Here is a 21304-nt window from a genome sequence, read left to right as displayed (position 1 = left end):
GTCACCCTTGTGACCTTAACTGAAACCATTCAAGTGTTTGTCAAGGGCAAATGCGGCTCCGATTGGTATAGTCAGTGGGCCTTCACCACCTTTAATTTTTAGTTTTCATAAAAAATTTGACAGTTCCAGAGTTGTTCTCGGACATCATCGGGTCAGTAGCAACACCACGCTTCCAAGACAATCCTATGCATGCGATTGTTCCCACACAAAGTCTAACGGAAATAACGTGATAATCAATTATACACTGAACAGGTTCCGATTGTCTTATAATTCAAACTGTAAACAAGATATTAGAGGGGAAAAAGCAGAAAAGAGCCTGTAAATACGCTCTTTTCTGCTTAAATTAGGGAGAATATGGGTTAGACGACTTCCAATTGTTTTTCCTGAATGGCTTTCAGGCGATTCGGATAGTCTGTGATGATAGCGTGAATATGTGGGTGTGAGGCTTTTATTAAGTCTGCTCTCTCATTGATGGTCCATGTGTTGACCCCCAGCTCATATCGCTGAGCAGTTTCGAGCATCTCTTCATCAATGCACAAGGCGTGAGGATGAATATAATCCATACCCAGCTCTTTGGTCAACTGAATAATATGTTCGTTACAGCCGGGAACAAGAAGACCAGTCTGAACCCCTTCAGATAATTGCTTGACCCGCGCCATATTGTTTCGATGGAATGAAGAAATTATCGTACGATTTTCTAACCCGTATAATGAGATTAAATCAAGGACCTTTTTTTCGAGGCCAATATCTTCACCTGTTTTCGTTTTCAGTTCGATATTAGTCAGAAAAATCTTATCATGTGCCCATTCAAGGTATTCAGACAAAGTCGGAATTCTCTGATCAGGCAGCCCCTCCTGAAGCACGCCATCAACCGACCAGCTTCGCACCTCTTCCAGTGTCATCTCGGCTATATAACCTGTCCCGTTTGTCATTCGGTCAAGTGCTTCATCGTGGAAAATGACAACTTCTCCGTCTCTAGTCTTCTGGACATCGAGTTCCACCCCATCCGCACCAGACAGAAAAGCTTCTTCAAAGGCAATCATCGTATTCTCAGGAAACTTTCCGCTGAACCCACGGTGGGCCAGATTAAGAGTTCTCATGATACAAGGTGCTCCTCTCTTGTTTTGTTAGCGATCCTTTGATAGACAACCATAACTTATTCCTTCTAATCGATATTTCAGCTAACCTCCTTCTAAAGTTTTTGTACCGACTCGATAAAACTACTTCTTATCCTACAATCATAAGCAGGACTTTAGCCCCGTAGTTTACTCACATATACGCTCCATCAGAATGAATTACAGGCATGCATGGATAAAAAATGTTCCACTTTTTATCTGCGAGGCTTTTAACAGTCTGTCGAATCATCATTTAGCAATCTTTATTACCATGATTCTATTTATCTGATTGATTTCAATATGAACTTATTGTGTGCTTATTCTGCACATAACTATCGTAGCAACCCATTGTAAATCCCCTGTAAGAATCACGCTGTTTTTTGATGATCTATGTAAAAGTTCAACACAAGCTGAAGTAGCATATTTACAATTCGACCATTTTAAATCACAAACAAAAAACCGCATACTCAATGCTAGGTACAGCACATAAGTATGCGGAAGCACATTATTTAATTATCTTGCAGGTAAGTCTTCTACTGATTCGATATCCATGTATTCAGGAACGACAAGGCCGTTCAAAGCTCCGGACATATTCGGCCCCAAATCATCGATCTGGTCTTCTACTTCATCGTAGAAGGCTCCAAATGTTACGGGCAGCCACGGCGCTAAGCTCGCATCGCCTTCTCCATAAGCAATCGCCTGAAACATCATGACCGGGTCAACGCTTGTAATCGTTACTTCGTATCCCAGCTCTTCCAGGACGAGCTCCATGACATGAGAAGACGACCGTTCAGTATCCCAGGGGGTCGAAACGAGATGGAACGCTTCATCTTCAACGGAATCTATTCCCTCTGTCCACTGGTCTACATCTTCTCTATTCTCTTCTACCCAATCAGAAGCAGCTTGTTCAAAAGGGATATCCTGAGCAGTGAGCATGACTTCCTGCATATCCGATATGTCCCACTCGAAACGTTCAAGTACTGCGTAGGCTTCAGGCTTGTCTGCCTCTAAACCTTCACGGGCAATGGTATGGATAAATTCTTCTTCTCCAAGAGAGTCTTGTGGATCATCAAGAAATTTCAGATCGTATTCTTCAAAAATCCAGTGTGGTCTCCATCCGGTCACAATGATCGGCTCCTCATTCTGGATCGCCTGGTCAAGTGAGGTGATCATTCCGGCGGTGGAACTCGTATGTATGTCCCAGCCTTCTAAATTATCGTAGTCTTCCAGCATATCTTCGGCTAATTCAGTCGTGCCGGATCCAGCTTCTATACCAGTAATCGTGTAATCCAGATCTTCCCACATGGTATCGGTCTGTTCCTCAGCATCTCCTCCATCACAGCCTAGTAATACGAATGCAACAGGTAAAACGGCTAATGCTTTGCAATAGCTTTTGTTCTTCATCATTTCCCTCCTATGTTTATGCCCGTCTGAAGATTATCTTAGGGAGATAACATCCTCATTCCTATATGTAAGGACTACCCTTCAAACACGCACGGTTATTACCGTAACATAGATAGTTGTATCGTTCAAATGGTATGGACGCGAGAAAAAACCGGAAGCTCTTAACGAGTCCTCCGGTTCTATAGTTGCATGTTTTTTATACTGTCGGCACACTCATATCCAAGTGGTTCGCAACACCTTCAGCCAGTTCAGGTGTAACCTGGTGGAACAGTTTTAATTGACGCTCGATGATCTGCTCGTCTCGAACCCCTCTTAAGTGATCCGCAAAGTTTTTATACAGACGACCGCGTTCTTCTTCAGAAAACACTTCCATGATCAGCTTACGTGGCTGAGAGAAGTGATCTGCCTGGTCATAAGGTACGCTGTCCGCTTCACCCGACACTTTAAACGGCTTGAAGTTGTCTTCTCTTGATTCTTTGATGCCATCGTAGCTGTTCGGCTCATAGTTGACTGCTTTTCCGCCGTTATGGTAAGCCATTTGTCCATCGCGCTGATGATTTCTGACTTCCGCTTTAGGCGAGTTGATCGGCAGCTGGTTGTGGTTTGTTCCGACACGGTAGCGGTGAGCATCGGCATAGGCAAACAGACGACCTTGAAGCATTTTGTCTGGTGACGCTTCAACCCCAGGGACAAAGTTACCTGGTGAGAATGTAGACTGTTCTACTTCAGCAAAGTAATTTTCAGGGTTACGGTCAAGGACCATTTTACCGACTTCAATCAGTGGATAGTCTTCGTGAGACCAGACTTTAGTAATATCAAATGGATCGTACGCATATTGAGCCGCTTCTTCTTCAGGCATGATCTGAACTTTCAGAGTCCATGACGGGAAGTCGCCCTCTTCAATCGCGTTGAATAAATCCTCCGTATGATAGTCAGGGTGCTCTCCGGCAATCTTAGCTGCCGTTTCCGGATCCATATTCTTAACGCCCTGATCTGTTCTGAAGTGATATTTCACCCAGAAAGACTCGCCGTCTTTATTAACCCATTTGAATGTGTGACTGCCGTACCCATGCATGTGGCGCAGCGTCGCAGGAATCCCGCGGTCAGAATGCAGGATCGTGATCTGATGCAGGGATTCCGGTGATAGTGACCAGAAGTCCCAAATCATATTAGGATCCTTCAAGTTTGTCTGAGGCACACGCTTCTGTGTATGAATAAAGTCAGGGAATTTGATTGCGTCACGGATGAAGAAAATAGGTGTGTTGTTACCAACAATGTCATAGTTTCCTTCATCTGTATAGAATTTCACTGCAAATCCGCGTGGGTCACGAACCGTATCAGCTGAACCCAGTTCGCCGGCAACGGTAGAGAAGCGGATAAACATAGGTGTTTCTTTTCCTTCTTCAGAGAAAAGATCTGCTTTGGTGTACTTGGCAATGTCCGGGTTTGTTACTGTAAAATGGCCGTGAGCCCCTGCACCTTTTGCATGCACAACACGTTCAGGCACACGTTCGCGGTTGAAGTGAGCCAGTTTCTCAAGTAAGTGAACGTCTTGGATTAAAGTTGGGCCGTGGGTACCGGCAGTCATTGAGTTCTGATTGTCTCCAACTGGAGCACCAGTGGATGTTGTTAATTTACTATTATTCTCAATCATCTTATGTATCTCTCCTTACATTTTATGAACTACTATATTATAATAGATATAAACTGAAAAACCAAGACCCTATTGCAAATATGCCTTTTTATTTCAATGATATGCTTTTTTAAGTTGAAACCAAGGCAAACATGTGTTAATTTAATTAATGTAAGAAAACTATCTAAAACATACATAAGGAGATTGGTCTATATGAAAAAACTGAACACAAAAACAGTTTTACTTGTCCTTTCAGCAGTCGTCACTCTCATGTTAGTTGCTTTACTGACAGACGTTTTACCCGTTTACAGTGAACATGGTCGTTCAATGATCGTTGGAACTCTTGCTTATATCGCTATGGGTGGTATAGTTTTATCCAAACCACTGGACAACAAGCACGTCGCTGCCGTTTCTGGGATCATGAGTGCCGGATTCATCGCGGCTCACATTCTCATTGAAGCAGCTTTATTCTCAACTATGGGTATTGCAGCAGTCACTAACCCATTTGGTTATGCGGCTGTCGCAGCGCTGATTTTAGCAGGACTGGCTTTCGTCGTAAGCAAAGTCAAAGCACTTGAAAACATCAGCCTGTACGTGAATGGCTTTATGACAACTGGAGTGACACTGGTTTATTACCACGTAGCTTCACTTGCTCCTATAAGAGCATCACTCTTATTCTTTATCCCGTTCACTCTATTCTTCGCATGGACTGTCGCTCAATACGGCATGCAGGTTTCAGAAGTAGTTAAAACACGCAGACAGACTGCGTAATATAAGATAAACCGAAAGACCAGTGGCCCGTCATACAGTGACCCAAAAAAGTCAGACTTTTTTCAGAGCAGATTATTCTGCTCTTTTTTTGTGAGCTCAGTTTAATATTATTGTTTGTCAATCTGCACTCGACAGGACTTACTTCATTTAGTTTCCCTTTCCTATTGTAGTTATAATAGTAGATAATATAGTCAGTAATTGCTTTCTTTAATTTTTCAAAACTTATATATATTCTCCCGTTTCCATTCATATAACCCTCAACAATCTTCAATCTAACTTATAGCTATAGTTAGCCATAAAAACACCCCCAAAAGTTAGATTTTGAGGTCTAACTTTTGGGGGTTTGCACAATTTGCACTATGAAACGATTCTTAAAATTATATATATTTTGTTTTAGCTAGTAATATCTACGAAACCATTCCTTGGATAGTAGTCTCTTCTGTCATAATAACTTGCTACTGTACTACCCGGATCAAGCACATTTTGAACAATTGTTCTTATCAATGTACCAACACCAGTTACTTCCTTGATACCGATAGCTAAGAGCTTAGCCACTATTTTTTTAACTAATAAATTAGTCACATATGTAGCTCCTTTTTTTAAGACGATAGTTTTTAAAGCATAAGTAGTTGCTCCACCAATAGCTAACGATACAACTGCATTTACACCAACAGCAACAACTTTATTCGATATACTAATTTTTCCTTTTTTTACTGCCGCATTAACCTTAATAAAGAAAAAACTTTCAAGTGCTGCGAAAATCCCTTCTTTCTCACTTTCTTCCTCCTCAACTAGAAAGTGCTCTGCGTTACCTTCTAAAAAAGCTTCAACGTCTTCAACAAATTCAGCTTCGTTGAAGTTCGGATCTTCTTTGTTTTCCTCTGATATAGCATTTTAAATTACCTCATTAATAATATCTAGATCTTCTGTACTTAACTCGTCAAATTCAATATTACTTTCTTTTATATCATCGTATGTAACCAGGTCAGAAGCAAGCGTTCCCTCTCCAAACACATTCACAGGTAGGGACGTGAATACCATTAAAAGTATAGTTATTCTTTTAATAAACTATTTGTTCATGCTGTTCCATCCTTTCTAATCGTCTTTTTTGACTTTCTACCATCCCTTATATCGTCGATGTAAGACATGAAAATCCATGAGAATATTCCACAAAGAACTATTGCAAAAAAACCATTTGCATTATCAGATACATATAAAAGTATCAAAACCACCAGCAACCAAATGACAATGAAAGAAATCCAATACTTGATATGTTTTGTGAGAGTCATTACGATTCCTCCTTTTTTATTAATCGTTTTAACTTAATTTGGCTGTTTTCCCACGGGCACCCAAAGCTCACAGAAGACATTTGCCTCTTTTTCTTCAGGATAGAATTCATAATCGGTCTCTTCGAGCATCTTATAGCCTGACTGTTCTTCGAATTCTTGGTTGATCCTGTCCCACGTCTCACTCACACTGCTCGGCTCGGTTCCGATACACTTGAATACCGCCCATTTAGATGAGGACAGTTTCCACAACTGATAACCGACTGGCACCTCGCTTCCATCATGACGCACGCCTATCCCGAATTCAAACGTCCCCTTCTCTTGCGATATCGGTGTACATGCCCCATAAATATCGGACGTTGCAACATGCTTCTCTAACACCTACATTACACATGACTTCATACTTTTATTCCAGAAATCCCAAATAGTATAAAAGTTCCTCACGGGTCAATGATAGCTTCCGATGGAAACTGCTCCACTCTGGCTAGCAACGTAACAGCCTACCGTCCGACAATTCTGTATTCAATATCCTGTATGGCCTGCTGAATCATCTGAAAGTAATCCATATCGCTCACCTCACTTCAAAGTATACGTGCAGAAGGCACACGTTTCCTGACAGGGATTGCTCGAATGTGTCAGGTTCAGTACGGTTTACTTTTTATAATTTTGATTCTGTTCACTTATGAAAGTGCAGCACGTATTCATTAAACTCGTCATTGAACGAATCGTCTTTAAATCCTAAGTCCCTGAGAAGGCTCCCCATGGCTTCGTTTCCCTTGACATAGTCGGCAATCAGTACGGTATGGTCTGGGTCATTTTCGAAGCGTTCAATGACCGCCTGCACCGTCTGACGTCCGTAACCTTTTCCTTGGTACTGCTTGTCGATCATCATACGCCAGATCATCATTTCCTTCTCTTCAAAGTCCAAGTCAAGCAGTAAAAAGCCGACAACGGTCTCCCCGTCTTGGACAGCAAAAGGAAAGACATCCTCGTTTTTTCGGTAAAGGTAACATTCCGCAAGTGAGCGCACATTAGGCGCGACGAATTTTCGCTGGTGTTCATGAAGGTCCAGCTTAATCACTGCTTCAAAATTATTCTCGTCAATAGGTACCAGTTCGACCATCTTAATCTCCTTTGCGATACTGAATTTTCAGGAATTATCAGGCCTTCCTGACTTTCAGTATCATAAAATCTGGTGCTCTCAAGTCTTCTTTGAAATCCGGATACTTCTCCAAATATTCTTCAGAGGGAGCAGGTTCAATTAAGGTCTCAAGTGTAAAGCCGGTACTGAATAATGCATCCATATACGTCGTCAATGTCCGGTGGAAGCCGAAAACTCTCTCTTTTATCCCGAACCGCTGCTCAAACTGCCCTTCTTCAAAGTAGTGATCTGTTTTCCAGTGAAGGTTATTGCCATGTTCATCTCTATACCAGCCACTTTCAGGTGTGACGAAACAGGGGTGAAGAATCGAAAAGACAAACGTCCCTCCCGGTTTCAGCACACGATGTATTTCGCCTAATACGCCATCCAAGTGAGCTACGTCCTGAATGGCCATATTCGACATGACTTGATCAAACAGACTGGATTCAAGTTCATTCAGATTCTCCAGATCAGCTTGTCTGTAGTCGATAGCTGCATCGTTTGATGTACGTTCACGGGCGATATCGAGCATGCGAGCAGAAAAATCTACGGCTGTCACATGAGCACCTTTTTCCGCAAGCAGTCGGCTGAAGTACCCTTCACCACAGCCAGCATCCAGAATCTTCTGACCGTCTACGTCTTCAAGCAAGGACAGGATAGTCGGCGTCAACAGTACTTCTTTATGCAGATCCCCGAATTTACTGGTGCGCTTTGCATAGTCTTCCGCAAACAGATCCCACCTGCGTTTGGATTCCCTTGTCACTTCGTTGGTCATTTGACTCCTCCTATCCGCTTTTTAAATCAACACTTTCTCCAATGTAATACAAGGGACACCATCTTCAAGATAACTGTCCCCTTCTCTCGTGTAGCCAAGCTTTTCGTAAAAAGGTGCCGCGCTCAATTCGCCATGAATCTCGGAAGCCATGCAGCCTTTAGTCCGAGCATAAGCTTCCAGCTCTTTGACCACCCGTTCACCAAGACCTTTTCCACGGTAATCGTTTAAAACAGCAATTCGACCGGGCCGAACAGTGCCTTCCTCCATTTGAATAAACCGACCTGTGGCAACTGGTTTGTCGTTATCATACAGTACGACATACACCGTCTCATCGTGGTCTTCACTGTCAAATTCATTTTGAATGGCGATGTCTCTTTCCAGAACGAACACCTTCATTCGGACAAAATATGCCGCTGCCTGATGCCATTTTTCACTGCCAATATGTACGCTTAAGTCATTATTTCCCGTGTTCTCCATTGTCATGCCCCCTATTCAAGTATTCCCGTGTAATGGTTTCCCGTTTAGTATATCATAGAGAAGAAGGCACACTATGCCTATTTATATATCAGAATCATCAAACTAAAGAATTAAGAGGGATACTATGCGAAATATAAAAATGACGATCGAATATGATGGCGGCCGCTATCAGGGATGGCAGAGACTAGGTCATTCAGACAAGACGATTCAAGGCAAGATCGAACACATTCTTACACAACTGACCGGAACAGAAACGGAGATCATTGGGTCAGGCCGAACAGATGCCGGGACGCATGCCAGAGGACAAGTGGCTAACTTCAAGACGGATTCGGATATGGACCTGAATGCAATGCAGGAGATCCTGATCAACAATCTGCCGCAGGATATTATTGTCAAAAAGCTAGAAGATGTGCACGACCGTTTCCATTCGCGCTACAACGCAACATCCAAACAGTACAGTTACTATATCTGGAATCAGACTATCCCTTCAGCATTTGAACGGGGCTACAGCTTCCATTATGCTGAAGAGCTGGATCTGGACAAGATGCGTGAAGCGTGCGACAAGCTGGTCGGCAAGCATGACTTTATCGGCTTTTCTGCGCTAAAGAAATCAAAAAAATCGACAGTGCGTACACTGGACAGCATTACCATCGAGCAGGAAGGCAGCCTGATTCACTTTACATTCAAAGGAAAAAGCTTCCTGCATAAAATGGTGCGCGTTCTGACGGGGACACTTCTGGAAATCGGATCCGGAACTTTATCTATCGACAGCATCGATGAGGTGTTTGAAACAGGCGTCCGAAGCAAAGCAGGACTGACTGTACCGGCTCAAGGACTGTTTCTGGATGAAGTGAATTACGACTGATGATTGAGTTCTAAGGATGCCCAATAGAGTAATATTGTACTGTCAGTCTGAGTATAGCTCACTCGAAAGGTAGGCTTATATGAAATTATATAAAACGTTTCTAACTAAACGCTTCGTTTTTTTCTCACTCTTATCCGCACTTCTATTAGCTGGCTGCGGGTCAAATGACTTATTTGGTGATGACTCCGAAAATGTGGCCTTTATAGAGGTAAGGGACTATGATTCCGATGAGTTCATTACCACTATAACTGACTCTTCATTTATAGATTCTCTAGTAGAAGAGCTGGAATACGCTGATACAGGGTCGACTGCTAATATGGATCTCATGAACCCAGAGTACACTGCCCTGTTTTTAGACAGTGAAGAACAAGTCATCCAATCATTCGGTTACTACGTTGATGAGCTGAGTCTAGGTGTAATTGGATGTTATCACACTCGGGACACCTTGTTTGCGGTCACCACAGAATTACCTATAAACTAAAGTAACGCAAAAAGACCCAGTTACGGGTCCTTTTGGTTCTTGATCAATAGCTTTCTCCAGATAATTTTTAGAATAGATATTTGTGCTCTTCCGGTAGAACGTTTGCCAATATTACGTAAATGATAAACATCTGCGGTCCCGGAATCAGTATAAATAGCACCCTCACTAATGTTGGGGACAAGTCAAAATATTCAGCGATACCTCCACACACACCGGCTACTGCTCGATTTTTGACTGACCGTTTAAGCTTTTTGTATTACATAGAGATCCTTCTTTCGCTCATTTATGCCTAATCATAGCATAGTGTTGAATCCCGCAATGCTCCTCATTATTCTGATGCTTCTATCTTGTCGCAATAATTCAGAACCTTCATCAACTATTTAGTGCACATTCTGATACTCATCAGACACACAGAAGGAATCTGTTGATTCATCATATACAGAAACACTCCCAAACTTGATGTCGTAGTACCAGCCTTCAATTTCAAGTTCGCCTCTTTTCAGGCGTTCCTGGATCTGAGGATAACTTTTCAAATGCTCGACTTGTTCGATCACATTCATTTTTTCCATCAGCCTGGCCTTGGATCGTTCATCCATGTCTGTCTGCTTAGCTTCGATTTTTTCCTTCACACATTCAAGCGGTTTGAGGTAGTGTTGAGTAAATGGCAGCTGTTCTAATTTCTTAGGCCCTTGTAAAGCAGCCGCACACCCCCCACAGTTTGAATGCCTGCAGACAATGACCTCTTCCACACACCGAGCACCTCAATCGCGTACTCTATAGAAGAAACGGTCGTAATGTCATTTTGACTGACTTCATAAGCCGGAATAGTATTGGCAATATTTCTGATTGTGAACACTTCTCCAGGATCACTGTCCAGAAGCATGTCCGGACTGACGCGGGAATCCGAGCAGGCAATAAACAAAGTATGCGGATCCTGTGTCTGTTCTAGATCATGATACAGTCGCTCATATTTTTTATATGTCACTTCTTTAAAAGTCGTTAATCCAGTTTTCAATCGTTCAAGCATATCTTTTCCTCCGAATAAAATCACTAGCATCTACTATACCATAATTTACAGGTTTCAGAAGAGTAAACGTATCATCATTTTCAATGTCTAGCAGATACGTTTAAATTACAGTAGAATGCGTTACTGTTCTTTTCAATGTTCCTTCTACCAGGCTTACAATGATAATAATTATCACTGATAATACTGAGCCTGAGCATTCCAAAGCTCACTGTATTTGCCTTCTTGATCAACCAGTTCTTTATGAGTCCCTCTTTGAACAATTTTACCTTTGTCGAATACTAGGATTTCATCACAGAACTTGGAGCTTGAAAGTCTGTGGGAAATATAGAAAGCTGTCTTATCCTTTACTAAGTTATCGAAATTTTGATAGATTTCGAACTCGGTCAGAGGATCTAGAGCAGCAGTCGGTTCATCCAGAATCATGACAGGGGAGTCTTTGTATAAAGAGCGGGCAATCGCTAGTTTCTGTTCCTGTCCTCCTGATACGTTCACCCCAGAATCATCAAATTCCGTACCTAGGTGAGTGTCTAAATGATCAGGTAGTTTTCTGACAAAGTTCCCGAGACCGACTTTATCTAATGTAGACAACACTTTCTCTCTATCAAAATAGGGTTTAACAGAGACGTTTTGTCCCAATGAAAACCCGACTAGATGGTAATCCTGGAAGACGACCCCAAACAGATTGAAGTACTCTCTTAAATCATACTTATGGGCATCGATTCTATTCATTTTTATTGTCCCTTCACTCGGTTCATATAAACGAGTGAGCAGCTTAATGAAGGTTGTTTTCCCTGATCCGTTTTCTCCAACTATGGCGTACTTTTTACCAACTTCAAACCTTTCAGTGATGTTCTTTAAGACTGTTTCATCTGAGCCGGGATAAGAAAAACTCATATTCTTTACTACAAAATTATAATCATTATCTAACCTTTTTTCTATAGGTAAACTGCCGATGACCTCTTCATCTGGCAAGTCCATGAATGCATAATACTGCTCTAATTCATCCGGTGAAGAAATGAGCATCATACCATGCTGAATAACATCAGGCAGAGCAGATACCATTTGACTGAGTGCGCTGGAGAGTTGAATAATTAAAGCAACAGGTAGAGCGCCAATTAACACGAGCACCCCGATATAGGCATAGGTCAAATAAGTCATAACTTGGAATAAACCAGTAGTTGGAATCATCATGGCTCTAAAGCGTTTATAGTTTTCTGACAGTAACTTTCCTGTCTGTTTAGACTCAGCTTTTTTATTCTCGATCATTTTTTTAGTTAAATCGTAGAGGCGCATTTCTTTTCCGGACTTAAAATCCTGAAGAATCCCATCTTCATAGAAAAAGCGGGCATTGGATTCTTTCAATTCCGCCAGAAGCGCTGTAAGTCGTTCGCTCGATTTTTTGGATGACGCGATTTGAATCCACACACTGATTCCAATCAGTAGAAGAAAGACACTGATAATAAGACTCGGACGCATCCACCAGAATCCATCTGGCAATAAGGCTGTGTCTACTCTAAATAACGGAGTGAGTAAAATAATCCCCCATATAATACTGACCAATCCAGGCATCATTTCTTTTATACGGAGATTAATCATCGGAAGTGAAGATTGGCTGCTCATCATATTTCGGTTGATAATATCTAATTCTTCTCTTACTTCGGAACTTTCCGCATAATGGTAGTGCATAGTCAACATCTTTTTATTCGGTTCAGCAAAGAGTTTTCTTAAAAACAGAGAATCCTCATGAGTGACTAGTGGGTCTATCCATCCAGAAATCAGTTGCAGCACCAACAAGATGACCAGATACTGCACGATTAAAGAAGGGATGCGTGTCATGTCATCTCTTGTTAAAGCATCCACAATCTGGGTCATATAGATGTAGCCAATAAAAGGCAAACTGTATCTCGCCAATGATTGGACAAAGAATAGCACATAGTAAGTTTTGCCAACTCTAAACAAATCTTTAAAGGCACGTTTATACACGGTCAGCTTTTCCATTAAATCACCCCTCCTGTTACGACTGGCTCGTCTTCTTCCTCTTTTTCTTCCTTATCATGTTTATAGTAATAGGCTTGTGCTTCGTAAAGCTTAAAGTAATCTTTTTGCTTAGCCATTAATTCTTCGTGCGTTCCGACTTCTGTTATGTCTCCGTTTTTGATGTAAATGATGCTATCACAAAAACGAGTGGAAGAAAGGCGGTGAGATATAAAAATAGATAATTTATCTTTAGAAAACTGGAAGTAATCCTGATAAATCTGATGTTCGGCGATGGGATCCAAAGCCGCAGTCGGTTCATCCAGTAAGAGAACGGGTGCGTCTTTATATAAGGCTTGAGCCAGTTTCAATTTTTGTAACTGCCCTCCCGACAAATTCACTCCATCTGGGTAAACGGCACGCACAATTTTTGTCTCGTCTCTTGACTTGAACTTTGAAATGATGTCAGTCAAGCCACTTTGTTTCAAGACACGATTATACTTTAATTCATCAAAGGGCAAGCCTTGAATGACCGTCTCTTTAATAGAATAGGTCAATAAGAATTTCTCCTGAAAAACAGGCGCAAATAAAGCATAATAGTCTGAAATGTTAAACTCACTCTGAGCTACTCCGTTAATATAAATTTCTCCACTATCTGGTTTAAGCAAACCGGCAATTAAATTAGTCAGCGTCGATTTCCCAGCCCCGTTTTCTCCTACTATAGCTAAATTTTCGTAAGGCTTAATGGTTAAAGACACATTATTTATCGTTGGTATATCATTATTCGGATAAGTATAGGAGACATTTTTTAATTCAATCGACAGAGGTTCTTTTGGCAAAGCTTTGCCCTCTTCATGGTTAAATACTTGACCCTGAGACATAAAGTCATCATATTTTTTCGTCTCGTTTAGACTCGTATTCATTTTGCCTATAGAGTTGACTAAGGTCATGATGGTTTGAGCTAGGATCGTGACAGACCCGGCAAAGATGACAAAGCTAGAAACCGGAATAGCTCCCGCCGCAATCAATTGAACACTTCTAATATAAGATAAGGCGGACAGACCCATAATCCCTATATTTACCAGGGTGCTTTCTGTCCATGTCACCCTTACTTTCGGTTTGATAATCCGGTGGTATTCCGCAATCGTTTTATCTTCAACCTGCTTGAACCAGTCTTTCATCTGGAAAATACGTACATCTTTAGTGATACGGGATTCCCCATATACTTTTCTCAAGTAACGTAATTTTTGAGAATTGGCTGCTTTTGCTTGAAATAATTTCCGGTCCATCTTCACTTGCCATACGTTAAAGAAGATAACGATGAGCAGAAACACACCCACTAAAACAAGAAACAGAGATTCAAGTTGACTTAAAATATTGATATACAATACAACTCCTAGAAATGAGCTGCATAATTCAATGATTTCCGTTACTAATCGGCCAAATAGGGTCGTATTGTTATCGGTTAATTCACTGGCATTGTTGTATCTTTCTTGCGCTTCTTTTCCTATAATGAGCGGATAATCCAGCTTCAAATACTTCGTTTCAATTTTATTTCTCATAAAATCTCTCAAATGGTTCATATTCTCTTCTTGGTAAAGCATAAAATAATAGTTGCCCATTTGAGCGATTCCTATAAGAACGATTAACAAAAGCAATCTTAACAAGTAGTCTCCAATAGAAATACCTTCCAGAAGCCATTGGATAACAAATGCTGATAAAAGCAATTGTAGCAATGGCAAGGCTACATTAAATACCGTTGCAAACATAATGGCTAACAAAATGGTAGGCTTAAACTCATACAGCTCTTTGATTAAAAGTTTTGAATGTCTTATCTTTTCCTTCATCTCTATCACCTCACAGCTATCTTACCTAAAAAAATACACTTCTTGACCAGAAGTGTATGAGTGGTTCTAATTGTGTTACGAATGGTCGTTTAAAGGGAGGGTGACTTCTGTTGCAAATACCCCTTCTTCCCACTTACGATTCACAATTCCTTGGTATTTATTAACAGACTGATCGATTCGCGATAGTCCATAGCCTCGTCTGTTTACACCTTTTAAAGAAAGAAAAGCAGGCTTAGGGTTTTCGGTCATGGTGTTCGTGACACTTATGTACAAGGTGTGTTTCATAGGTGCAATGTATAAACGGATAAACGTATCTCCGCTTACTGGCCCTGATTTGGTTGTTGCTTCAATAGCGTTATTAAGCAGATTCCCTAAAATGACCGCTAAATCGACATGTTCGATAACTAGTTCTTTAGGCGCGATGGCTGTTGCATCCAGCTCCACTCCTTGATTCTTCGCAGCTGTCAGTTTTGTATTTACGATGGCATCGATCATCGTATTGCCTGTCTGAATAATCGTGTCCACCTGATTCAATTCATTGTTCAACTGCTTGATATAGGCGTCCAAATCGTCAAAGCGCCTGTCTCTCATCAATGTATTCATTACTTGAAGATGATTACGGTAATCATGACGGATTCCTCTCATCTGGCTGTAGATGGTCTCCACTTCCACGGCATACTGATCCAGTTCCTGTTCTTGAACACGGTAAAAATCAAGTGCTGTTTTCATTCTATAAATCACTGCAGCACAGATAATCAGTATACTCCCCACAATCATCAGCCATATCCCATTAGTCATCATAAAACACTGCCCCTTTGTTATGCGTGACGAACCGTTCTTGAACCTGTTTGACCAACCTTCTGGAAACTGGCACTACTACTCCATTTGACAGTTCAATATCTGTTTTTAGCAGACGGTTCATGTGGCTGACATTGACTAGGTAACTCCTGTGAGTCTGTATAAAGTTGTCGCTAAGTTCTTCTGACAATTCTTTCAATGTCCGACTGACTGTTACTGGTCCATTCAAAGTATGTATCTCACATTCCCTCCGATTAACTTCCACGTAGAGAATATCATCTAAGGCTAATTTGACTACTTCTCCTTGAGACTCGAGGGTGACTTTTTCTATTATGGTCGGCTGTCTATCCAAATGCCTTTTGAGCACACGTTTGACCTTGTCTAACTCGATCGGCTTTAGGAGATAATCCAGCGCCTGCACATCATACCCTTGAACAGCATACTCAGCAAAAGCTGTAGCAAAGACTATAGTCAGGTCCTTATCCGTTTGCCTGATCTTTTTTGCTACTTCCAATCCATCCGTCTGATTCATTTCAATATCGAGAAAGACCATATCCAGATCGGGGTGGTCTTCCAAAGCGAACAGAAAAGCTTCACCACTGGAAAAATCAATAAGACTAACAGATAAGCTCAACCTCGCTGCAGCCTCTTTAATTAGAGAGGTCATTGTATCAACTTGAATATCTTCGTCGTCAACTATAGCTATCTTTATATGATCTGCCATTGTTTCCCCTCCTGTCAACGGATGTTGTGTCCTGATATTATCTTATCATAATAAGTCCGTCTATAACTTTTCTAACCGTAAATCATCATATATTATAAGTTGAATTTTTGAACTAACTGTTCTTAATATATCATGTAATAATGTTTAAGACACATTCGCAATAGTATATATATTTCAACAATATATATATATTGACTTAATATATATATTTTAGTATGTTTAATATATAAATGGATAGGAGGGATACGATGTTTTATAATGATGGAGTGACCAATGCGGGAAGCTATAAACTGAGAAAATCCGGGAACAGCGACATTACTACAGTCCCAAAAGAAGTCAAAGATGCATTGGAACTGGAAACAGGCGATAAAATTGAATATATTGTAGACACTAAAGGTACCGTCACAATGAGAAAAAAAGTCGAAAAACATGATATCGATTCTCTGATAGAAGAAAGTGTGGCGCAATATCATGAATTACTTGAAGAACTGGTAGAGAAATGATGAACTACTTAACAGCTGAAGACATCATAAAAATCAATGTATACGTCATCAAGACTTTTTCTCCAAAAGAACCTATAGGAGTCAAAGATGCAAGTGCTCTTCAATTGTCTGTGACTCAACCTAAACAGGTAGTATTTGATAAAGAGCTCTATCTCGGCGTATTAGAAAAAGCCGCCATACTGGTCATCAATTTAACTAAACGACACCCATTCTATAATGGAAACAAGCGAACAGCATGGGTTGGAATGGACCTGTTTCTGAAAATAAATGGGTATCGGACAGCTTTTCCAACTAATGAGGGGGTCGACTTCATCCTGAAGATTACTACCTCTGATGATCCATTCGACGAACTGAAACAATTTACTGTAGACTATTTAAATGAGCGTGGCTACGTCACTAAAGATTGAATACAACCTAAGGACTATCTTCTCGGATAGTCCTTTTTATCTGTCTTTATGTATGATATAGTATGCACTAAGTAAGGAATAGAAGACACTTTGGAGGATAACTATGGCAAAAAACTTGAAAATGAAGGCTGCGAGAGTCGCTCTGGACATGTCTCAGAAAGACCTGGCCGATGCAGTCGATGTGACGCGTCAGACTATCAGTGCGATTGAGCGGGGAGATTATAACCCGTCGATTAAACTATGTATACGCATCTGTAAAGTACTAAATACCACACTTGATGAATTATTCTGGGAGGGATAAGATTAATGGGAAATTTTGATGAATATCAGAAATTACTGAGATATAAATATGGATCACAAGCTTTTATGATTTTGATTTCTCTGCAATTTATAAACTTCGGTCTCGGCTTATTTACAGACTTTCAATGGGGAGAAACTAGAGAAACTGAGTATATCCTGCTTATTTTTATCCCCATACTCTATTCTTTGGTCATGTATATTTACCACGGTGCCTACTTTCTCAAACATCAGAACGGGAAACTTTATTCTATTCTATTCTGTTCTTCATCATAGGTATACTCCTTATTTCTCAAGGATTTTCACCTTATGCAGACATTGTCTCAGATGGACTCGTGACTCTAAACGCCATAGGACCTGTGAGTGGTCTGATTTGGATATCAATATCACTTTCATATGTAGTGAGAAACTTGGTGGAAAAGCGAAAGGAAGCTGATGAAGAGGATTAAATGTTTATTGCAAGGAATTAAAAAATTGTGCAGATAACTGTCTAAGAAAGGAAAATTTATATGAAAGAGTATGATGAGTATCAAAATTTCAAACGTTATAGAAACGGGTTTTATGCTCTCTGGATTCTGGTATCACTTTATATGGGTAATCTCGTTCTAACCGGCTTAACCGATATACAATGGGCAGAAACACACAGACTTGAGTCAACCATCATTATTGTATTTTCAGTAACATGCATGACAGTATTAAATGTGTATACAGGAGCTCACTTCGCAAAATGGGAAAATCCTATAATTATTTCAATCATCAGTATAATTTCAGGATTATTATTCATGAGTAGTTCCATATTGTCCAATCAACCCTTAATTGAAGATGGAAAATTGACTATACACGCGACAAGCTTACTTGTCGGAATTAATTTCCTGGCTATACCCGTCACTTACTTAGTCAGAATCAGTGTAGAAAAGATAAAAGATGCGAAAACGGGCGAAGAAGAGTAAACTGAGGAAGCAAATAATAGGAGTTTAAACTGGAGCTGGGGAGGACACTTTAATGACTGAATCAATTTTAGCAATCACTGGACCGACATCGGGGCTCGGTCGGGGAACTGTGCTCGAGCTGGCAGACACGTTTGACCGGATACTGCTCTTATGCCGGAATCTTGAAAAAGGCGCCCGTCTTAAAGGCGACCTGCTGGAGCTGAACGCTAATCTGTCAGTGGATATTGTTTGGTGTGACTTAAGTGAGCTGTCCTCTGTCAATGAAGCAGCTAAAACTATTAAAGACCGCTATGACTATATCGACTGCCTCATCAACAATGCTGGGATAGTCTCGACTAGCAGGCAGGAAAGCGTTGATGGATATGAACTGATGATGGCGACCAATTATTTAGGTCCGTTCCTTCTGACCCATCTCCTGCTTCCTCTGGTTATGAACAGCGAGAGGAAACAAGTCATTGTGGTATCATCTGGCGCCTACAAATTTGCGCCAATGAAACAGCCATTTTTCAAACCCAAACGATTCAGTCCCATTACCGGTTATGGACGTTCCAAGCTCGGCAACTTGTACATGGCTCAGGAACTGCATGAAAAGTACTCACGTCAAGGTCTAAAGACAACGGCCGTTCATCCAGGTATGGTCTCAACGAATCTCGGGAAATCAAATGTCAGCAAAAAAGTCGCTGACGGCATCTTCAAGCTTCTCGATCCATTCTTTGTAACCATCGAAGAAGGTGCCCAGTCCGTTCTTGCAGCAGTGAATAGTCCGGACACCTATGCCGGTTTCTATTCAGAGGAAGGCAAGATTACTGTCGTTAAGAAACACGGGAACGATGTCGAGATGCGCCGAGCTTTCATTGATGCGACACTTGAAGAACTGGACATCCAGGCTTTATAAAATCGACTGGACCAGTTCTCTAAGTGTCGGGAGGACCTCCTGCTCAAACCACGGGTTGCGCTTCATCCAGCCGTAGTTCAGTGGACTGGGGTGAACCAGTGGGAGATACTCAGGCAGATACTGCTTATGATTTCGGACGGTTTCGGTCAGATTTTTCTCCCGCCGTGGCCCGAGGTAATACTTCTGCGCATAACCTCCTACTAAGATAATCGTTTCAATATTCGGCATCTCCTTAAGAATAAGGGGGTGCCATTTTTCTGCAAATCCTTTACGCGGCGGCATATCTCCCGATTTAGCCTTACCCGGATAATAGAAATCCATTGGAAGATGAGCGATTTTAGACGTCTCATAGAACACTTCCCGTGAAATACCCATCCACTCACGCAGCCGGTCCCCGCTCAAATCGTTCCAGAACAGCCGCGACTCCTCAGCCTTCCTTCCAGGTGCCTGACCGATGATAGCGATTCTCGCATCTTCTGTAGCTTTATAAAGCGGCTCGATGTCACGACTTGTATACCCTTCATTCATCGGGTCGGCTATAATCTGATGTCTGATCTGTTCGAATTCACTCATATGACTTAGAGGCTCCTTAATTTTTATTGACAAATTAAATGGCTGGTTTAGATTCTCAGATAATTATTTCAGCCCTTATACTTTTGAGAACACTGAAGTAAAAGCTTCTCATTACAAAACGTGCTACATTAGACTCTTCATCAGTATCCCAAAGTGCTCAACTCACTACCCAAGCGCGACATCTAAAGCCATCATGACTGTAAAACCGATCATCAGCCAGATAGCTGCTAAGTCTTTGTTTCCATTTTCCTGAGAGCCCGGGATAACTTCCTCAGCTACAACAAAGACCATTGCGCCTGCTGCAAATGCCAGTGCATAGGGAAGCAACGGTTGGATCAGTGATACGAGCCATAGCCCCAGCAATGCAGAGACAGGTTCTACAAATCCTGAAAGCTGTCCATACCAGAAGGCGCGGCCGCGTGACATTCCTTCTCGTCTTAACGGCATCGATACAGATGTTCCTTCAGGAAAATTCTGCAGTCCCATACCTATGGCCAAAGTGACGGCTCCGATGAGCTGTGACATATCGCCATTCAGCGACATCGTTCCGAAAGCGACACCAATCGCGAAGCCTTCCGGGATGTTATGTAGGGTAATCGCCAGGACTAACAAGGTACTCCGTCTGTAACTGTCCGGATTTCTTCCTTCAGCTCCTCGCTTAACGGAATCTGAACCTGTCTGACTCAATGCCGGGTGCAAGTGAGGCAATAGCTTGTCCACTCCCCATAAGAAAAATCCACCCGTCATGAATCCGACGGCTGCAGGGATCCAGGAAGGCAGCGGACCGCTCTCTGCCATTTCGATGGCGGGCTCCAGAAGTGACCAGAAACTCGCTGCGATCATCACCCCTCCGGCAAACGCCAGCATTGCGTCCATCACCCGCTGATTCACTCGTTTTGCTGTAAAGACCAGCGCTGCGCCTGCCGCAGTCATTCCCCATGTAAATAATGTCGCCAGCAGCGTCTGTACTGCTGGGCTTAATTCCACAAACCAGTTCCACATCTCTATCTCTTCCTTTTTATCAGTTGTAATGGTCCTATTATACGCTTAATTTCTGAAAATTAGTATCCTTCCGCCTGTTTCAGGACTTCTCTGATTCGCAGGCAAAAGGTGTCAGATAATGAATGTTTGTACCTGATCCCCTTTCCTACCAGATTATGATGGACACCTGACCGCTTAATTAGTTAAACTGGATACACAATGAATCGCTTACACTTTAAACCAAGCAGGAGGATTTAACGTAATTCCGAAAGAAGTCTCCCACTTCTAAACGTATGGGTACGAAGCACCAGTGAAAGTGGGAGATGAATGTCGGTCAAGCGATAGCTTGAAGTTATTTCTCAAGACCTTTTCTTATTAGT

At 41.6% G+C, this 21304-nt stretch carries 26 protein-coding genes and 1 pseudogene; 8 read left to right on the top strand and 19 right to left on the bottom strand.

What is annotated here, in order from left to right; genetic code table 11:
• Positions 1-359: 359 nt before the first annotated feature.
• The 3 genes from ACYQ4S_RS06540 to ACYQ4S_RS06530 all read right to left on the bottom strand — a co-directional run bounded on the left by ACYQ4S_RS06540 (position 360) and on the right by ACYQ4S_RS06530 (position 4173).
• Positions 360-1100: a glycerophosphodiester phosphodiesterase family protein gene (locus ACYQ4S_RS06540; RefSeq protein WP_459770127.1), complete on the bottom strand. Its 741-nt coding sequence runs from the start codon at positions 1098-1100 to the stop codon at positions 360-362.
• 528 nt (positions 1101-1628) lie between these two features.
• Entirely contained in the window at positions 1629-2519 is an 891-nt protein-coding gene (locus tag ACYQ4S_RS06535; RefSeq protein WP_346023934.1) for a glycine betaine ABC transporter substrate-binding protein, read from the bottom strand.
• A 196-nt stretch (positions 2520-2715) separates the two neighbouring features.
• A complete protein-coding gene (locus ACYQ4S_RS06530; protein ID WP_459770125.1) occupies positions 2716-4173 on the bottom strand; it encodes a catalase in 1458 nt (485 codons plus the stop codon).
• Between the two features lie 192 nt (positions 4174-4365).
• Here ACYQ4S_RS06530 and ACYQ4S_RS06525 point away from each other — a divergent pair, with 192 nt between their 5' ends.
• A complete protein-coding gene (locus ACYQ4S_RS06525; RefSeq protein ID WP_459770123.1) occupies positions 4366-4923 on the top strand; it encodes a hypothetical protein in 558 nt (185 codons plus the stop codon).
• Here ACYQ4S_RS06525 and ACYQ4S_RS06520 read toward each other — a convergent pair.
• From ACYQ4S_RS06520 to ACYQ4S_RS06490, 7 genes are all read right to left on the bottom strand, one after another.
• On the bottom strand, positions 4898-5173 hold the full coding sequence (locus tag ACYQ4S_RS06520) for an IS3 family transposase (protein ID WP_428830580.1): 276 nt from the start codon (positions 5171-5173) through the stop codon (positions 4898-4900). The two genes, ACYQ4S_RS06525 and ACYQ4S_RS06520, sit on opposite strands and share 26 nt — an antisense overlap.
• Before the next feature lie 143 nt (positions 5174-5316).
• Positions 5317-5505: a hypothetical protein gene (locus ACYQ4S_RS06515; protein ID WP_459770121.1), complete on the bottom strand. Its 189-nt coding sequence runs from the start codon at positions 5503-5505 to the stop codon at positions 5317-5319.
• A gap of 494 nt (positions 5506-5999) precedes the next feature.
• Positions 6000-6212 carry a hypothetical protein gene (locus ACYQ4S_RS06510; RefSeq protein ID WP_459770120.1) on the bottom strand — a complete coding sequence of 71 codons (213 nt, stop codon included), beginning with the start codon at positions 6210-6212 and terminating at the stop codon, positions 6000-6002.
• A gap of 33 nt (positions 6213-6245) precedes the next feature.
• Positions 6246-6590, bottom strand: coding sequence for a GyrI-like domain-containing protein (locus tag ACYQ4S_RS06505; protein ID WP_459770118.1), 345 nt, complete (start codon positions 6588-6590; stop codon positions 6246-6248).
• Positions 6591-6885: 295 nt separating this feature from the next.
• Positions 6886-7332: a GNAT family N-acetyltransferase gene (locus ACYQ4S_RS06500; protein WP_346023943.1), complete on the bottom strand. Its 447-nt coding sequence runs from the start codon at positions 7330-7332 to the stop codon at positions 6886-6888.
• Between the two features lie 37 nt (positions 7333-7369).
• The gene (locus ACYQ4S_RS06495) at positions 7370-8125 is read right to left on the bottom strand and encodes a class I SAM-dependent methyltransferase (protein ID WP_346023944.1); all 756 of its coding nucleotides are present in this window, start codon (positions 8123-8125) and stop codon (positions 7370-7372) included.
• Between the two features lie 21 nt (positions 8126-8146).
• Positions 8147-8602: a GNAT family N-acetyltransferase gene (locus tag ACYQ4S_RS06490; protein WP_346023945.1), complete on the bottom strand. Its 456-nt coding sequence runs from the start codon at positions 8600-8602 to the stop codon at positions 8147-8149.
• 124 nt (positions 8603-8726) lie between these two features.
• Between ACYQ4S_RS06490 and truA the strand changes: the two genes are divergently transcribed.
• Positions 8727-9467, top strand: coding sequence for a tRNA pseudouridine(38-40) synthase TruA (gene truA, locus ACYQ4S_RS06485; protein WP_459770116.1), 741 nt, complete (start codon positions 8727-8729; stop codon positions 9465-9467).
• 79 nt (positions 9468-9546) lie between these two features.
• A complete protein-coding gene (locus tag ACYQ4S_RS06480; RefSeq protein ID WP_459770114.1) occupies positions 9547-9948 on the top strand; it encodes a hypothetical protein in 402 nt (133 codons plus the stop codon).
• A gap of 67 nt (positions 9949-10015) precedes the next feature.
• Here ACYQ4S_RS06480 and ACYQ4S_RS06475 read toward each other — a convergent pair.
• From ACYQ4S_RS06475 to ACYQ4S_RS06445, 7 genes and pseudogenes are all read right to left on the bottom strand, one after another.
• A pseudogene (locus ACYQ4S_RS06475) lies at positions 10016-10189 on the bottom strand (PspC domain-containing protein); the annotation flags it as partial.
• Positions 10190-10328: 139 nt separating this feature from the next.
• Positions 10329-10697: a carbonic anhydrase gene (locus tag ACYQ4S_RS06470; protein WP_459770112.1), complete on the bottom strand. Its 369-nt coding sequence runs from the start codon at positions 10695-10697 to the stop codon at positions 10329-10331.
• Positions 10622-10975 (bottom strand): carbonic anhydrase, encoded by a 354-nt coding sequence (locus ACYQ4S_RS06465; protein WP_459770110.1) that lies wholly within the window; start codon positions 10973-10975, stop codon positions 10622-10624. The genes ACYQ4S_RS06470 and ACYQ4S_RS06465 overlap by 76 nt, the downstream gene beginning before the upstream one ends.
• A gap of 171 nt (positions 10976-11146) precedes the next feature.
• Positions 11147-12973: an ABC transporter ATP-binding protein gene (locus ACYQ4S_RS06460; RefSeq protein ID WP_459770108.1), complete on the bottom strand. Its 1827-nt coding sequence runs from the start codon at positions 12971-12973 to the stop codon at positions 11147-11149.
• Complete coding sequence (locus ACYQ4S_RS06455) at positions 12973-14796, bottom strand: ABC transporter ATP-binding protein (RefSeq protein ID WP_459770106.1); 1824 nt, start codon at positions 14794-14796, stop codon at positions 12973-12975. Before ACYQ4S_RS06455 ends, ACYQ4S_RS06460 begins: the two co-directional genes overlap by 1 nt.
• A gap of 75 nt (positions 14797-14871) precedes the next feature.
• Complete coding sequence (locus ACYQ4S_RS06450) at positions 14872-15597, bottom strand: sensor histidine kinase (protein ID WP_459770105.1); 726 nt, start codon at positions 15595-15597, stop codon at positions 14872-14874.
• The gene (locus ACYQ4S_RS06445; protein ID WP_459770103.1) at positions 15587-16318 is read right to left on the bottom strand and encodes a LytR/AlgR family response regulator transcription factor; all 732 of its coding nucleotides are present in this window, start codon (positions 16316-16318) and stop codon (positions 15587-15589) included. The genes ACYQ4S_RS06450 and ACYQ4S_RS06445 overlap by 11 nt, the downstream gene beginning before the upstream one ends.
• Before the next feature lie 248 nt (positions 16319-16566).
• On the opposite strand from ACYQ4S_RS06445, the gene ACYQ4S_RS06440 reads away from it, so the two are divergent.
• The 5 genes from ACYQ4S_RS06440 (at position 16567) to ACYQ4S_RS06420 (ending at position 19370) form a co-directional block, all read left to right on the top strand.
• On the top strand, positions 16567-16821 hold the full coding sequence (locus tag ACYQ4S_RS06440; RefSeq protein WP_346023954.1) for an AbrB/MazE/SpoVT family DNA-binding domain-containing protein: 255 nt from the start codon (positions 16567-16569) through the stop codon (positions 16819-16821).
• On the top strand, positions 16821-17228 hold the full coding sequence (locus ACYQ4S_RS06435; protein ID WP_459770101.1) for a type II toxin-antitoxin system death-on-curing family toxin: 408 nt from the start codon (positions 16821-16823) through the stop codon (positions 17226-17228). The genes ACYQ4S_RS06440 and ACYQ4S_RS06435 overlap by 1 nt, the downstream gene beginning before the upstream one ends.
• Before the next feature lie 103 nt (positions 17229-17331).
• Positions 17332-17529, top strand: a complete 198-nt coding sequence (locus tag ACYQ4S_RS06430) for a helix-turn-helix transcriptional regulator (protein ID WP_459770099.1) — start codon at positions 17332-17334, stop codon at positions 17527-17529.
• A 505-nt stretch (positions 17530-18034) separates the two neighbouring features.
• Positions 18035-18475 carry a hypothetical protein gene (locus ACYQ4S_RS06425; RefSeq protein ID WP_459770098.1) on the top strand — a complete coding sequence of 147 codons (441 nt, stop codon included), beginning with the start codon at positions 18035-18037 and terminating at the stop codon, positions 18473-18475.
• Positions 18476-18527: 52 nt separating this feature from the next.
• Positions 18528-19370, top strand: coding sequence for an SDR family NAD(P)-dependent oxidoreductase (locus ACYQ4S_RS06420; protein ID WP_459770096.1), 843 nt, complete (start codon positions 18528-18530; stop codon positions 19368-19370).
• Here ACYQ4S_RS06420 and ACYQ4S_RS06415 read toward each other — a convergent pair.
• Together ACYQ4S_RS06415 and ACYQ4S_RS06410 are read right to left on the bottom strand one after the other, a co-directional pair.
• Positions 19365-19943, bottom strand: a complete 579-nt coding sequence (locus ACYQ4S_RS06415; protein ID WP_459770095.1) for a uracil-DNA glycosylase family protein — start codon at positions 19941-19943, stop codon at positions 19365-19367. The genes ACYQ4S_RS06420 and ACYQ4S_RS06415 overlap by 6 nt on opposite strands.
• Before the next feature lie 165 nt (positions 19944-20108).
• Complete coding sequence (locus ACYQ4S_RS06410) at positions 20109-20945, bottom strand: ZIP family metal transporter (RefSeq protein ID WP_459770093.1); 837 nt, start codon at positions 20943-20945, stop codon at positions 20109-20111.
• Positions 20946-21304 lie beyond the last annotated feature (359 nt).

The sequence above is a fragment of the Alkalibacterium sp. s-m-28 genome (assembly GCF_054658175.1).
The sequence above is the reverse complement of the archived record's forward strand: the minus strand, read 5'-3'. Positions and strand labels throughout refer to the sequence as shown.

Excerpts from the sequence above, each read along its gene's own strand:
- ACYQ4S_RS06415 (WP_459770095.1), bottom strand. The coding sequence starts at position 19,943 with ATGAGTGAATTCGAACAGATCAGACATCAGATTATAGCCGACCCGATG.
- ACYQ4S_RS06450 (WP_459770105.1), bottom strand. The coding sequence starts at position 15,597 with ATGATGACTAATGGGATATGGCTGATGATTGTGGGGAGTATACTGATT.
- ACYQ4S_RS06430 (WP_459770099.1), top strand. The coding sequence starts at position 17,332 with ATGGCAAAAAACTTGAAAATGAAGGCTGCGAGAGTCGCTCTGGACATG.
- ACYQ4S_RS06480 (WP_459770114.1), top strand. The coding sequence starts at position 9,547 with ATGAAATTATATAAAACGTTTCTAACTAAACGCTTCGTTTTTTTCTCA.
- truA (WP_459770116.1), top strand. The coding sequence starts at position 8,727 with ATGCGAAATATAAAAATGACGATCGAATATGATGGCGGCCGCTATCAG.
- ACYQ4S_RS06455 (WP_459770106.1), bottom strand. The coding sequence starts at position 14,796 with ATGAAGGAAAAGATAAGACATTCAAAACTTTTAATCAAAGAGCTGTAT.
- ACYQ4S_RS06540 (WP_459770127.1), bottom strand. The coding sequence starts at position 1,100 with ATGAGAACTCTTAATCTGGCCCACCGTGGGTTCAGCGGAAAGTTTCCT.
- ACYQ4S_RS06530 (WP_459770125.1), bottom strand. The coding sequence starts at position 4,173 with ATGATTGAGAATAATAGTAAATTAACAACATCCACTGGTGCTCCAGTT.
- ACYQ4S_RS06445 (WP_459770103.1), bottom strand. The coding sequence starts at position 16,318 with ATGGCAGATCATATAAAGATAGCTATAGTTGACGACGAAGATATTCAA.
- ACYQ4S_RS06410 (WP_459770093.1), bottom strand. The coding sequence starts at position 20,945 with ATGTGGAACTGGTTTGTGGAATTAAGCCCAGCAGTACAGACGCTGCTG.
- ACYQ4S_RS06490 (WP_346023945.1), bottom strand. The coding sequence starts at position 8,602 with ATGGAGAACACGGGAAATAATGACTTAAGCGTACATATTGGCAGTGAA.
- ACYQ4S_RS06525 (WP_459770123.1), top strand. The coding sequence starts at position 4,366 with ATGAAAAAACTGAACACAAAAACAGTTTTACTTGTCCTTTCAGCAGTC.
- ACYQ4S_RS06420 (WP_459770096.1), top strand. The coding sequence starts at position 18,528 with ATGACTGAATCAATTTTAGCAATCACTGGACCGACATCGGGGCTCGGT.
- ACYQ4S_RS06520 (WP_428830580.1), bottom strand. The coding sequence starts at position 5,173 with ATGAATGGAAACGGGAGAATATATATAAGTTTTGAAAAATTAAAGAAA.
- ACYQ4S_RS06425 (WP_459770098.1), top strand. The coding sequence starts at position 18,035 with ATGAAAGAGTATGATGAGTATCAAAATTTCAAACGTTATAGAAACGGG.
- ACYQ4S_RS06460 (WP_459770108.1), bottom strand. The coding sequence starts at position 12,973 with ATGGAAAAGCTGACCGTGTATAAACGTGCCTTTAAAGATTTGTTTAGA.
- ACYQ4S_RS06435 (WP_459770101.1), top strand. The coding sequence starts at position 16,821 with ATGAACTACTTAACAGCTGAAGACATCATAAAAATCAATGTATACGTC.
- ACYQ4S_RS06510 (WP_459770120.1), bottom strand. The coding sequence starts at position 6,212 with ATGACTCTCACAAAACATATCAAGTATTGGATTTCTTTCATTGTCATT.
- ACYQ4S_RS06465 (WP_459770110.1), bottom strand. The coding sequence starts at position 10,975 with ATGCTTGAACGATTGAAAACTGGATTAACGACTTTTAAAGAAGTGACA.
- ACYQ4S_RS06500 (WP_346023943.1), bottom strand. The coding sequence starts at position 7,332 with ATGGTCGAACTGGTACCTATTGACGAGAATAATTTTGAAGCAGTGATT.
- ACYQ4S_RS06535 (WP_346023934.1), bottom strand. The coding sequence starts at position 2,519 with ATGAAGAACAAAAGCTATTGCAAAGCATTAGCCGTTTTACCTGTTGCA.
- ACYQ4S_RS06495 (WP_346023944.1), bottom strand. The coding sequence starts at position 8,125 with ATGACCAACGAAGTGACAAGGGAATCCAAACGCAGGTGGGATCTGTTT.
- ACYQ4S_RS06440 (WP_346023954.1), top strand. The coding sequence starts at position 16,567 with ATGTTTTATAATGATGGAGTGACCAATGCGGGAAGCTATAAACTGAGA.